The sequence below is a fragment of the Methanosarcina sp. UBA411 genome (genome assembly GCF_002495725.1).
Lineage (GTDB): Archaea > Halobacteriota > Methanosarcinia > Methanosarcinales > Methanosarcinaceae > Methanosarcina.
Map to the genome: position 1 here is coordinate 6,037 of NZ_DAGK01000022.1, position 12,465 is coordinate 18,501.

At 41.2% G+C, this 12,465-nt stretch carries 11 protein-coding genes and 1 pseudogene; 4 read left to right on the plus strand and 8 right to left on the minus strand.

All coding sequences use genetic code 11. From position 1 onward, the window contains the following. The first annotated feature begins 365 nt into the window (after positions 1 to 365). The 3 genes from BP861_RS08350 (at position 366) to BP861_RS08360 (ending at position 4,217) form a co-directional block, all read left to right on the plus strand. Positions 366 to 986, plus strand: a complete 621-nt coding sequence (locus tag BP861_RS08350; RefSeq protein ID WP_292374341.1) for a PepSY domain-containing protein — start codon at positions 366 to 368, stop codon at positions 984 to 986. Between the two features lie 917 nt (positions 987 to 1,903). Beyond that, the gene (gene lysS / locus BP861_RS08355; RefSeq protein WP_292374343.1) at positions 1,904 to 3,517 is read left to right on the plus strand and encodes a lysine--tRNA ligase; all 1,614 of its coding nucleotides are present in this window, start codon (positions 1,904 to 1,906) and stop codon (positions 3,515 to 3,517) included. A gap of 19 nt (positions 3,518 to 3,536) precedes the next feature. Further along, a complete protein-coding gene (locus BP861_RS08360) occupies positions 3,537 to 4,217 on the plus strand; it encodes a class I SAM-dependent methyltransferase (protein WP_292374345.1) in 681 nt (226 codons plus the stop codon). 117 nt (positions 4,218 to 4,334) lie between these two features. Here BP861_RS08360 and BP861_RS08365 read toward each other — a convergent pair whose 3' ends face one another. From BP861_RS08365 to BP861_RS08375, 3 genes are all read right to left on the minus strand, one after another. Then, positions 4,335 to 4,592, minus strand: coding sequence for a pro-sigmaK processing inhibitor BofA family protein (locus tag BP861_RS08365; RefSeq protein WP_292374346.1), 258 nt, complete (start codon positions 4,590 to 4,592; stop codon positions 4,335 to 4,337). Between the two features lie 147 nt (positions 4,593 to 4,739). After that, a complete protein-coding gene (locus tag BP861_RS08370) occupies positions 4,740 to 5,198 on the minus strand; it encodes a nucleoside 2-deoxyribosyltransferase (protein ID WP_292374348.1) in 459 nt (152 codons plus the stop codon). Positions 5,199 to 5,241: 43 nt separating this feature from the next. Then, positions 5,242 to 7,797: a DUF3656 domain-containing U32 family peptidase gene (locus BP861_RS08375; RefSeq protein WP_292374350.1), complete on the minus strand. Its 2,556-nt coding sequence runs from the start codon at positions 7,795 to 7,797 to the stop codon at positions 5,242 to 5,244. Between the two features lie 363 nt (positions 7,798 to 8,160). On the opposite strand from BP861_RS08375, the gene BP861_RS08380 reads away from it, so the two are divergent. Beyond that, a complete protein-coding gene (locus tag BP861_RS08380) occupies positions 8,161 to 9,015 on the plus strand; it encodes an NmrA family NAD(P)-binding protein (RefSeq protein ID WP_292374352.1) in 855 nt (284 codons plus the stop codon). A 182-nt stretch (positions 9,016 to 9,197) separates the two neighbouring features. Here BP861_RS08380 and BP861_RS08385 read toward each other — a convergent pair whose 3' ends face one another. The 5 genes and pseudogenes from BP861_RS08385 to BP861_RS08405 form a co-directional block, all read right to left on the minus strand. Continuing rightward, positions 9,198 to 9,596 (minus strand): hypothetical protein, encoded by a 399-nt coding sequence (locus BP861_RS08385; RefSeq protein ID WP_292374354.1) that lies wholly within the window; start codon positions 9,594 to 9,596, stop codon positions 9,198 to 9,200. A gap of 194 nt (positions 9,597 to 9,790) precedes the next feature. Further along, positions 9,791 to 10,051, minus strand: coding sequence for a MazG nucleotide pyrophosphohydrolase domain-containing protein (locus tag BP861_RS08390; RefSeq protein WP_292374356.1), 261 nt, complete (start codon positions 10,049 to 10,051; stop codon positions 9,791 to 9,793). Between the two features lie 128 nt (positions 10,052 to 10,179). Further along, positions 10,180 to 11,001 carry an imidazole glycerol phosphate synthase subunit HisF gene (gene hisF / locus BP861_RS08395; RefSeq protein ID WP_292374358.1) on the minus strand — a complete coding sequence of 274 codons (822 nt, stop codon included), beginning with the start codon at positions 10,999 to 11,001 and terminating at the stop codon, positions 10,180 to 10,182. A gap of 225 nt (positions 11,002 to 11,226) precedes the next feature. Then, complete coding sequence (locus BP861_RS08400) at positions 11,227 to 11,691, minus strand: bifunctional nuclease family protein (protein ID WP_292374397.1); 465 nt, start codon at positions 11,689 to 11,691, stop codon at positions 11,227 to 11,229. Positions 11,692 to 11,793: 102 nt separating this feature from the next. Then, positions 11,794 to 12,438: pseudogene (locus tag BP861_RS08405) on the minus strand (protein-L-isoaspartate O-methyltransferase). Between the last annotated feature and the right edge of the window lie 27 nt (positions 12,439 to 12,465).

Consider the following 12,465-nt stretch of genomic DNA (forward strand, 5'->3'; position numbering starts at 1 on the left):
AAGTTGCTCGATATAAAGATAAACTCCTGCAATAAATTTAGAAAACAGATAGCATAAAAAAAAATTCAGGTAGCAACCTGAATGTTCCTCCACAGTAGGGATAAACAAGATCCAGACTGGGAAACTACGGACCTGCCCAAAAACAGCAGTAGGATAGCTATTGAACTCCTTAGGCAGGTCCGAAAAATTCTTCCTTGGTAAATAGCAACCACTTTCCCTACTGTTATTTTTATTTTTTATAGAGTTAATGTACTTTTTAAGACAGTTCGCTAATTTTCACCAATACACTTCCCTGAAGCCATTAGTGATTTTATCAGATAGTTATTTTACCAGAGAGTCATTTATAACTATTTGAGGCATTTATAATGAAAAGAGAAATATTTTCAATGTTAATGGTCAGTCTATTAGCAATCAGTGCTGCTGGTTGTGCGTCTACAGATGATGTGACACCCAGCACTAACGATGAAGCATTACCCCCTGCAATTTCTGAAACTTCGTCAGTAAATGAGACTACTATCGTTGCGGATAATATTACTGCAGACAGAGCAAAGGAAATCGCTCTTGCTCATGCCGGACTTACAGAAGCTGACGTTACTTTTGTTAAAGCAAACCTTGACACCGACGATGGCAGACAAGAATATGAAATCGAGTTTTACAATGCCAGCACCGAGTACGATTATGAAATCGATATGTCTACCGGAGAGGTTTTAAGCTATGACTCTGATGCAGAAAACTATTCGGCATCCGGCAGTACACAATCAGGCAATACTAATACGTATATTGGGGAAGAAAAGGCCAAATCCATAGCACTTGCAAAAGTCCCAGGAGCAACTGAGTCCGATATCCAGCTTCATTTTGATTCTGAAGATAGAATGGCAATATATGAAGGGTCTATTGTTTTTGGCAATATGAAATATGAATTTGAAATCAATGCAGCTACTGGAACAATTGTGGATTGGAGCGTTGAATCTGTTGTTGATGATTGAGATACTGGAGAAATAGTTAAACTTTATAAGTGTAAATAAAAAACTAGGTAAGATATTTCAAGGATATAAACTCATTAAATTAATAAAGCATAGTAAAATTTATTCTTTAATGGAACTTTGCAGTCGAACTGAAAAATCAGTGGCATCAAACATTTAACTGTATAAAATAGAAATAAAAATACAATATTTACCATTTTAATTTTGTACCTCATGTGAGTATGTCCTACTTTTAGGGTCACTTTTGATCAGGTCATTCTGAAAGGGCTTTTGCGGAGACTCCAATAAATTTTCTGAACCCATTTCGGGAATTCTTGATTGTTATTTTATTTAGAGTGTATTTTAATTTGTTATAGTTGTTAGTATGTTTCAGTTTACTTTAATTTATTTAAAAAAATATGTATAAATATAGTTATCTTTTTTAATTTGTGTTTCACAACTGTCCATCTGTTTCTTAGTAGAATTTTTACGACATACTCCTATTATATTGTTTTCAATTAGCTTGTCCTACTACTTTTTGATTTTACAATTTAATTCCACCAATTTCGAAATATTTATATATTTTTACGTGCTTTTATTATTTAGTAAATCAAGTTTGCTTGATTTGCTCTGTAAAGTGCCATATTAAATCTCTGTAAATCTGCAGACTCCTGAATTAATTTGCCTTTGAACCTCCATTAATTTTTCTTCTTTTTTATTTTTTATATCTGGTTTTTATTTTTGGTTTCAATTATATATTTTATTGCCAAAGACCACAAAATGAAAACAGATTCCGATTCCTTGCCTTCCAGCCCAAGGTTTATAACTTGATACGATGATTATGCAGGGAATTCAAAGTTTTTCGCTCAAGTCTTTTCGGAGAAGGCTTGCAGGCAAGCAGTTTTTTTCAAAAGGCTTGTGCATAAATTCTGGTGAGAAATATGGCTGACACAGTTCACTGGGCAGACGTCATAGCCGAAGAAGTGCTAAAAAACAACGGCAAACATCTTGTTGCCACAGGCATAACTCCTTCGGGGCATATTCATATAGGTAACATGAGAGAAGTCGTGACTGCCGATGCTGCATATAGAGCTCTAATTGATAAGGGGGCAGATGCAGATTTTATTTATATTGCCGACAATTATGATCCCCTGCGCAAGGTTTACCCATTCCTTCCCGAGAGTTATGCCGAACATGTGGGAAAACCCATATCCGAAGTTCCCTGTCCCTGCGGAAAATGCGCAAACTATGCCGAGCATTTCCTGAAACCTTTCCTGGAAGCCCTCAGACGCCTGGGTATCAATCCTCGGGTTTACAGGGCAGACGAGATGTACAGGACAGGAAAATACACCGAAGCAATAAAAACCGCCCTTGTTAAAAGAGACGAGATTGCGAAAATCCTCGAAGAAGTCTCGGGGAAAACCGTAGCTCCGGATTGGAGTCCTTTCAATCCCAGATGTAATCAATGCGGAAAGATCACAACCACGAAGGTTACGGGCTTTGGTCTGGAAGCTGAAACCGTAGACTATGTCTGTGCATGCGGACACTCCGGAACCGTGCCTATGGCAGGGGGAGGGAAACTTACCTGGCGCGTGGACTGGCCTGCTCGCTGGTCGGTTTTAGAAGTGACAGTTGAGCCTTTCGGAAAAGACCATGCTTCAAGAGGCGGTTCTTACGATACCGGAAAGAGAATAGTAAAAGAAATTTTCGGGCACGAACCTCCGTATCCTATTGTTTATGAGTGGATAATGCTTGGAAAACAGGGAGCAATGTCTTCTTCTACAGGGGTCGTTGTCTCGATTTCGGACATGCTGGAAGTCGTGCCTCCTGAAGTTCTTCGTTACCTGATCATCCGCACAAAACCTGAAAAACACATTCAGTTTGATCCTGGACAGCCTCTTCTCACTCTTGTGGACGAATACGAACGACTTAGGACGCAGTTCAGGGAAAATGATCATTTGCTCGGTACATTTCAGAAAAGAGTGTATGAACTTTCCAGGGCAACAGGGATCTGCCAGTCTGAAATTCCTTTCAAGCAGATGGTGACTATCTATCAGGTAGCAAGGGGAGATTTTGATCAAATCCTGAAAATAGTGAAACGTTCAGGCTTTTCAACTAAGGATGAAAAGTGTATAAAAGAACTGGTAGATAACGTTTCTAAATGGCTCGAACTCTATGCTCCGCCCTTTGCCAAGTTTAAAGTGAAAGAAAAGGTGCCTGTGCAAGCGGTAACCCTATCCGAACTTCAGAAAGCCTTTCTTTCAGCCTTTGCAGCCCTTATTGAGTCCAGAGGCGAAATCAGTGGAGAAGAATACCATATGCTTGTCTATTCTGCAAAGGACGAGGGTTCCGAACTAAATAGACGGATTGCGGAAAAGTTGAATATTCCCTCTCCGCAGGTTGATCCTAAGGAGCTTTTCAAAGCAATTTACATTTCATTACTCGGACAAAGCTCGGGCCCTAAAGCCGGATGGTTCTTATCTTCATTTGAGAAGGAATTCCTGGTAGAAAGGTTCGAAGAAGCTTCAAATTACAGCCCTGAAAAACAGTCATAAACACGGATGAATCGCAAAAATGGATAATTCGGATACTCATAATCTCGCAGGTTCACAGGCAGGTCCCTCGAAGATTCATTTCCTTGCCTGGGACAAAGAATACTCCCATCTGAAATGGGGTGGGCCTGCTCCTATTCGGGATATACAGGCCTATCTTCTTCCGGGGTCCAGGATTCTTGATGCAGGCTCGGGAAATGGCAGATACCTTGGAGAACTCGCAAGGCATTACAACGCAGTAGGAATTGACATTTCATTAACGGCTCTTAATGGTTCCAGAGTTCAGCTTGCAAGGAGTGGAAGGTTTGCTGAGCACCTTGGGGCAAGTATTTCGGATCTTCCATTTAAAGCCCAGACTTTTGATGGAATTCTCTGTTACGGGGTACTCCAGCACCTCTTCAAAGAAGAAAGGGAATCCGCTGTTAAAGAATTCAGTCAAACACTCCGAAAGGGTGGTCTTTTCTTCTTTGAGGCCTTCGGCTATGAGGATATGCGCTGCGGAGGAGAAGCCTCAATCCCTTTTGAAGAGAAGACTTTTGCCCGACAAAATGGAATAATCTACCACTATTTTACTAAAGAAGAGATCAGGGAAGTTTTTAAGGAATTCGAAATTATAGAATTGGAAGATGCAATAAAAGAAAAAATATTCAAAGGGAAAGTTTACAGGAGACATCTGATAAAAGGAGTCTTTCAGAAACCATGAAGATCTTCTGAAAACTTTTTAGAAAAAAGCTTTATCGAAAACTTTTTAGAAAAAAGTTTTATCAAAAATTCTTCCCATAACTTTCAATATTTCATGAAACTATGCTGTTATTTACTGTTATACGAAAGCTATTTTCAGATAATTCAGCACAATTATAACAAGCGCTCCGAAAATGCCCCCTATTGCGCAGATAAGAACTGCTACCCAGGTAATTGCGATTTCAAGTCCGAGCAAAAGTTTTGCCGCCATAAGGACTAAGACCCCGAGTACTGCGTTTATTGCAAGGCTGGTTGCGGTCTTCAGTACTTTATACAGGACAAAGGCCACTATGATTGCCAGAATCAATACTAAAACTTCTATAATTCCAACTACCATAAATCATACATAGGGGCTCAACTTATTTATAATTATCACTGAGTTTTAGAATACAGCTTCGAGCTATGAAAGATTATATATCAGACTTGAGCAGGACGTCCGAAGACTTTTTTTGCAAAAAAAGGGAAAAAATTTCAGGCTTTTTACTCATAGAGCCCTGAGAAACTCAGTAATAATTTTTTTGAGTGAGGCTTTGTCCGAATAAGCTCTTGCCTCAAGTAAAGGGTCTGGATTTCCCAATACCATTGCTGAAACTATTGCATTTGGGCTGTAAAGGCAGAGAACGGGAATTTCCTGGACAAGCGCCCTACAGATTTCATAACCCACGCCAATGGATGGCACCGTAACTTCTGCAATCAGAGCATCGCTTTTTACAAGCAAATTCATGTCCCTTATGTAAATCTCTTCCTCTGTCATTGTCATTTCGGTTTTTTCCAGCTCAGGATCTGCAACGTGCCAGCTGAGGACTTCCGACCCTGCTTCTTTCAAGATATCAAACATAAACCTGTATGTATCAAGCAGTTGCCTCCCCCCACGGATAGATCCGGAAAGAAAGATTTTGGGGCCTCTGTTTTCAGAAACCTTCATTTTCTCCAGGTTTTCCATATTATTTTCACCTTCTAATCCACATTCCTGGCACTTCCGGCTTTTACTGGACACCCCTAAAATAGTGTCCTGTAGTAAAACCTTTTCCAAGCTTTTCGCAGTTGTCCTTACCTTTTTTTCCAGATTCAAGGTAAATATCAATCGCTTTCCTGTACGCCCGAGTTACCTTTCGAATCTCGTCTGGATTTTCCATTCCCAGAGTTTCGATCCTCAGACTTGAAACTCCACTTTCAAGGATTTCAGGAACGTATTCAAGCATGCAGAGCGATCTAGAGTTAAGTAGATGCATCCTGCATTCATAGTCCATAAGCAGGGGAAACTCATAGTTTTTCTCGTCTACCAATTTAAACTTTCCTGACCTGCAGGGGGCACTACATTGCCCTTTATTGTTCCCGAGCAGCCCGCCTGTAAGGCAGTGTTCGGATTCTATGAGTTCAAGCCTGCCGTAAACAATACACTCTGCAGGCCCGTGAGATGCAACACTTTTTAATTCCTCAAGGGTCAGCTCCGGAGAAATTACCGCCATCTGAGCCCCTTCCTGCAAAAGAAGGGCAAAAGTATGGCTGTTAAAGATGTTCAGAGGACTGTCCACGATAAAAGGGATTTTTCCGGCTTTTGCGAGGCCCAGGGTTCCAAGGTTTGAAACAAGGACTCCGTCAGCTCCCAGTCCCCTTACTATAGAGAAGATTTTTTCTACAGACTCCATTCTAGAATCTTTAACAAGCTTTGGAGTAATGAAATAGATTTTCTTCCCTGCCTTTTGCGCCTCCGCAACAGCATTTTCAAAAACGGCTTCAGGCCTTTTTGCCGGGCTCTCTTTTTTTCCTGATGTTTCCGGTCTTCTGAAAAGTCCTTCTCCAAAATATATTCTATCGGCCCCGCCTGCAAGCGCCCCTTCAAGCCCTTCAAGGGAATAAACGGAGACCGAGAGCATAGGACGTATAGGAAGGCTCTCTAGAATAGTTTTTTCGGTTTCCTGTCCTGCCTTCTCTCTAGATTCCTTTTCTTCAGATTCGAAGAATTGTTGAGTATCAAGAGGCTTTCGCTTCCACCTGAAAATACGCAGGTTTTCAAGCTGCTCTATTGCTTTTGTCCTCAGCTCATTCAACTGTCCCATAGGAACAAAAATATCCCCATCCACAGTGACATGAAGTTCAGCAGCCTCAAAAATTGTGTTTCCAAGTTTTGAAAGTTGTTTTTCGATTTGAGACTTTGAAGTAGGCTGTTTTTTGGCTTTCTCAACCAGATATTCGGACTCAATTGCTACTGCATTTGAATCTCTGTCTTTTACTTCAAGCCTTATCGGCCTTCCCGGTGCAATAATTGCCATGATAAATACAGGGATTTTAGGCCTCAGGCTTCCGGACTCGCTTTCTTTTTTAAGAGAGTCCATAAGCTTTTTGTCATGTGTCCTGTACACCGTGCTTCCTGAAGGTGCTCTTGAATCGAAGGGGATTTCTACTGTATCTCCTGCGCCTGCACTGTATACTTGGCCCTTTCCTGTATACATTGAGGATATGATTTTTCCTTTATCTTCAGGCCTGGTCTCTGCATTTTCAACCATTATCCCGTCTCCCAAGCGAAGAGGCTTTGAAAGTTTTACCCGGATCCGGCTTGAACGCCTGTCATATCCTATAACTGTACCTGCCGGAACTCCACGGTTGTGGGGGTTCTCCCGGCTTATGAGCTCCCAGCGCGGGTTTTCAAAAAAGTAACCCTGAGTAAAACCCCTGTTAAAGAGTTGAGTGAGTGTTTCCTGCTCTTCTTCGGAAACGTAATACTCTGCAGGGTTTTCAATATACCTGTCAATCAGGCGGCGGTAAATCCTTACAACGCCTGCAACATACTCAGGCCTTTTCATCCGGCCTTCAATTTTAAAAGATTCAATCCCGGCTCCTATAAGGGCCCCCAGTCCTGAAGTCGTGTTAAGGTCTTTCGGGCTTAAAAGGTAGCTCCCGGTTGTTTTGATAAGTTTTCCTTCGCAGTATAGCCTGTATTTTTTGCGGCACGGCTGGGCACAGAACCCTCGATTTCCGCTCCTTCCTCCTATAAGGCTGCTCAGGAGACACTGGCCGGAATAAGAAATGCAGAGGGCCCCATGTATGAAAACCTCGATTTCAGTCCCGGTTTTCTTTCTCATTTGTTCAATCTCTTCAAGCGAGCACTCCCTTGAGAGCACAACCCTCTCTATTCCTAGTTTTTTTGCAAATTCGACCCCTTCGCTATTATGCAAAGTCATTTGTGTGCTCGCATGCAGCGGAAGATCAGGCAGGTATTTTCTTGCAAGGGAGATAAGCCCGAGATCCTGAATTATGATTGCATCAGTTCCGATTTGTCTCAGCCAGGAAAGCAGTTTGAGGGCGTTTTCTACTTCTTTTTCCTTAAGTAATGTATTTACGGTTACGTATACCTTCACGCCTCTTAGATGAGCATAATCGATGGCTTCTTCAAGTTCTTCCTCTGAAAAGTTTGAGGCATACCTTCGAGCACTGAAAGCCCGGGCTCCGAGGTACACAGCATCCGCCCCATTTTCTACGGCCGCAACAAAAGCTTCCATACCACCTGCCGGGGCAAGCAATTCCGGTTTTTCAGGCTTCATCGATGGAATTAGAGAGCCTGCACTTTATTAAACTTTGGCATCCTCTCTATTTCCTGGAAACCTGAAACTGAGATTATAAGAAAGAATTACAGCATAGCAATTCCTATTATAGCAAGTTGAGAGGCTTTATAAGGAAATTTTACTGTGTACCTACAGCGTATCTACATGTATCTCTATAATTTTCTTGCATGGAATAACTGAATAGTGTGAAAATAACCCAATAGCTTATAAGCAAATAATCTTTTAAAACAGTGAAGCCATCATTAATGACTTATAAATTTAAGGGATATCTAACAGACTTTCCGTTATTGGGTTAATAATACTGAATTTAATTCAAATTAGTTATATGGATGGGATTATAAAATGGATATAATATTAGGAGCAACAGGACAGATAGGCTCAATGCTTGTTGATAATCTTATAAAGAGAGGTCAATCCGTAAGAGCTGTTGTTCGAAATGGTTCTAAAGCAGAGAGATTGAGAAGTAAGGGTGTTGAGGTTAGTATTGCAGATTATTTTGATGTAGAAGCCTTAAAAAAAGCCTTTCAAGGAGGAAGTTCAGCTTTTCTATTAACACCTGAAAATCCTGAATCTCAAGATTTTATAAGCGAAACTAAAACGATTTTAAATAATTATGGAGAGGCTATTTTAGCATCCGGCATCACTAAAATTGTTGGTTTGTCATCTAATGGGGCACAGCACGAATCTGGAACAGGTAATCTGATGGCATCTTATATTCTGGAACACGCATTTTCTGACCTTGAAATCGAACAGGTTTTTGTCCGACCTTCTTATTATTTTAGTAACTGGCTTGGATATTTAGAATTGGTTAAGGAACATGGAATACTGCCAACTTTTTTCCCACCTGAGATGAAGGTGCCTATGATTGCTCCTTCCGATGTTGCAGAATTTTTGTCAGAGGTAATAGTTTGTAAAACCTCAGAGGAAAGAATATACGAGATAACCGGGTCCCACGCTTACAGTTCTTTAGATATAGCAAAGATATTTGGAGAGGTATTAAATAGAAATGTCATTTTACAGCAGGTGCTACCTGAAGAATGGGAAAGTACACTGATACAGGCAGGGTTCTCAAAAGATGGGGCAAAAAATCTTGCACTTATGACAAAAGCAGTTATTGAAGGAAAAACTAAAAATGAGATATCTAATCCGGTCTATTTTTCTACAGACTTCGAAAGCTATTTGATAAATGTTATATAATCTATTCTACTGACGACTAATAATAGATTACCGAGCGTTATTGAGTATACTAGCAGAGCGTTTTTGTTTGCTCTGCTAGAAAATATTAAGTTACAACCAGGGATTTTAGCATAGCCAAAATAAAAAAGAAGCTACGAATTAAAAGTGTTATCGGGCAAGTCAAATAAGCATTTCTTTTGGGTTTATGCCTTTGGCCCTATTATCCAGCTCACTGTCCTCCCGGTTTTCTCATCCTTTGAAGCATCGCAGAGCATCTTTCCATCGTGCATGTGGCATTCACAGGAGTAACCTAGTTTGTCTGTTTTTCCCACATATTTGAAGTGTATCTTACAGTACCCCTCCGTACATCCTATCCCATACTTGACCCAACCCTCAATATCCACTCCACCTTCGCAGCTCCCTTCACAAGCAACGAGCTCAAAACTTTTTTCCTCATAAGACTCGATTTTAGCAGGAGCCTGGCGGCCTTTTTTATATTTCCCTTTCTCAATTTTCTGAGCTTGAAGCACTAGATCCTCGCCAGTGTTGTTAAGAATCTTCAGCTGCAACCCCTCAAGAAGTTCCATGGTTTCGGCTGACACATATATTCCCCCAGATAAATAAAGAATCCAAATAAGAATTCCGCATAAGATATTGCCTCGAAGAAATAAAAAAGTATCTCAAGATATCTAGGAATGTATATAAAAATCTCCGGAAAGATAAAAACAGGACAATTAAGATCAAGGGAACAAATTCTGAAAATCAGGTTCCTCGAAGAAAAATATGTTTACTTTACTTATTCCGTGCATATAGGGTTTTTGCTTGCAATTAGGACACATGCCAGGGTACTTTTTAAGGAAAGCTTCTTCGAGATCCACACCATAAAGATTAGCAATGCCCCTATCCAGGCGAAGTAATCTGCAAGCTCCTCTTCGATATTTTCTAGCTCTTCCCTGCGGATGGCTTCGGCAAGTTCTCCAATTTCCTCAACCAGCCAGAGTATAGTAGCGTTACCTTCCCTTTTCCTGTCATTATGATCATACAGTTCGTATATCAACCCTTTTTAAAAAGGCCTGACCGAAAAGAGGAGATTCCTGTCAATGTTAGTATAGTCCTTGAATTAGTTTCTAGAATTCTGAGATCTCTATTATCTTCCCACTCCCTTTTTTCTGCTTTTTACTGAATTTAGAGCCTTACGGGAATTTCACGTTCCTTGAGGTATTCTTTAACTTCTTTAATTGAGTATTCCCTAAAGTGGAAGATGCTTGCTGCAAGGGCGGCATCGGCTTTTCCTATTGAGAATCCCTCATAGATGTGTTGAGGGCTTCCAACTCCTCCTGAGGCTATAATCGGGACATCAAGCTCTTCAGAAAGCTTTCTTGTAATTGGCAGGTCATAGCCAGCACATGTTCCATCTCGATCCATGCTTGTGAGCAGGATTTCTCCTGAGCCCAGTCCTTCTGCCCTTTTTGCCCACTGCACGGCATCGATTCCTGTAGCTTCCCTGCCCCCGTAGATTACTACCTCGTACCAGGCAGGGGTCCCGTCCTCCATTTCAAGAATGGTTTTGTCGGGGTTATTCTTTACATCGGTATTTCGCCTGCAGTCAATCGCAGTAACAATACACTGAGCTCCGAATATATCTGAGGCTTCTTTGATGAAGTCAGGATTCTTGACCGCAGAGGTGTTAACTGAGACTTTATCTGCACCAGCTCTAAGAATCTGGCGAATTGCGTCAATAGAGTTTATCCCCCCTCCAATGGTAAGAGGAATGAAAACTTCATCTGCAGTCCTTTCAATCACATCGATCATGGTTTCCCTACCATGAGCCGAAGCTGTAATATCCAGAAAAACAAGCTCGTCTGCGCCCTCTTGGTTGTAGCGCTTGGCGAGTTCCACAGGATCTCCGGCCTCTTTCAGGTCCACGAACTCAACCCCCTTAACAACACAGCCGCCCGCTCTGTCAAGGGTCACATCAAGGCATGGTATTATTCTTTTGGTGAGCATCTATGGGATAATGAATTTAACTGTTATTAAAAGCTTATCGAAATCAAGTCAATGCCCGCCCGTCTTAACATTAAAAGCAATATTAAAAAGACACTCCCTAGAATATTAAAGAAAATATTAAAAGCAACATTTCGCAGACTGAAAAGACAGGGATAAGCGACGGTAAGCGAAAATAAGTTGAGGTCCAGAGGCCCAGGAAGGAAATTCTGAGCGCTCAAACAGGCACTAACCGAAAATATTTATCACACGGGCACCCTCAAGTCTTGACATCTCGACTTCGGAACTTTCAAGCACCTTTTTCCTAACTCTTATCGGAGCTCCAACACGCAGGGCAAGAGCAATGCAGTCACTTGGCCTTGCGTCAAATTGCATGATACTGTTGTCTTTTCTTATAAGAAGCCGGGCGTAATAGATCTTGTCCACCTTTTCATCAATTAATACTCCCTCGATTTTCACTTCCAGCCTGTCGAAAATATTGAGCATGAGGTCATGAGCCATGGGCCTCGGTGGAGAAATCTTTTTAATTACGTTTCCTATTGATAAAGCTTCGAGATGTCCGATATATATGGGAAGCATATTCCCCTGTGTATCTTCAAGAAGCACCACAGGAGTCGGATCTGTAAAAACATCGACTATGTAGACATCCTTGACTCGAATTTCCTCAAAGTCCTCATAAGTGTAGACGCCCATATTCAATAGATGATTTTACACTTATTAATACCTTATTTAATTTTTTTAAAATTTTTAAAGAAGCCGCTTAAAGCTGGGTTCTACCTTTTTCGGATCGTAATCTTAGAGTTCAGGACTTTTTCGGAAGCCATGTTTTCCAATCAAGGGTACAAAAACGACCCCACCTTTTTTCTTTTTATGTATATTGCCCTTGCTGTCCTTTTTAACTTTATAGAGTTCTTGAGAATAGTCCCCTACAGGAATGACCATTATACCCCCCGGCTTCAACTGTTCCAGCAAAGGCTCAGGAATATAGGGAGCTGCGCAGGTCACGGCTATTCTGTCGTAGGGAGCACACTAAGAATAACCCATTGAGCCATCTTCAAGTACTACTGTAACATTCTCATATCCTGTTTTTTTCAGGTTATCTCTTGCAAAATTCACAAGGGCTTCTATGCGTTCAACAGCATACACATGTCCGCTTTTTCCTATTAGTTCCCCCATAACTGCAGCATTATATCCTGAACCTGCCCCTACTTCAAGGACTTTGTGACCTTCTGAAAGTTCAAGAAGGTCACACATAATCGCAACCATATGCGGGGCAGAGATTGTTTGCCCATAGCCGATTTCAAGGGGTCTATCTACATAAGCTGCTTTTTGCTCATACTCAGGAACAAACTTATGTCTTGGGACACGAAGCATAGCCTCGCGAACATTATCTTTCAGCAACAGGTAAGCCCCAAGATTGTCTACGAGGCGCCTGCGCATTTCTTCGAGTATTTCTTCCTCTTCTTT

Excerpts from the sequence above, each read along its gene's own strand:
- BP861_RS08360 (WP_292374345.1), top strand. The coding sequence starts at position 3,537 with ATGGATAATTCGGATACTCATAATCTCGCAGGTTCACAGGCAGGTCCC.
- BP861_RS08365 (WP_292374346.1), bottom strand. The coding sequence starts at position 4,592 with ATGGTAGTTGGAATTATAGAAGTTTTAGTATTGATTCTGGCAATCATA.
- BP861_RS08350 (WP_292374341.1), top strand. The coding sequence starts at position 366 with ATGAAAAGAGAAATATTTTCAATGTTAATGGTCAGTCTATTAGCAATC.
- BP861_RS08400 (WP_292374397.1), bottom strand. The coding sequence starts at position 11,691 with ATGGGCGTCTACACTTATGAGGACTTTGAGGAAATTCGAGTCAAGGAT.
- BP861_RS08380 (WP_292374352.1), top strand. The coding sequence starts at position 8,161 with ATGGATATAATATTAGGAGCAACAGGACAGATAGGCTCAATGCTTGTT.
- lysS (WP_292374343.1), top strand. The coding sequence starts at position 1,904 with ATGGCTGACACAGTTCACTGGGCAGACGTCATAGCCGAAGAAGTGCTA.
- BP861_RS08370 (WP_292374348.1), bottom strand. The coding sequence starts at position 5,198 with ATGGAAAACCTGGAGAAAATGAAGGTTTCTGAAAACAGAGGCCCCAAA.
- hisF (WP_292374358.1), bottom strand. The coding sequence starts at position 11,001 with ATGCTCACCAAAAGAATAATACCATGCCTTGATGTGACCCTTGACAGA.
- BP861_RS08375 (WP_292374350.1), bottom strand. The coding sequence starts at position 7,797 with ATGAAGCCTGAAAAACCGGAATTGCTTGCCCCGGCAGGTGGTATGGAA.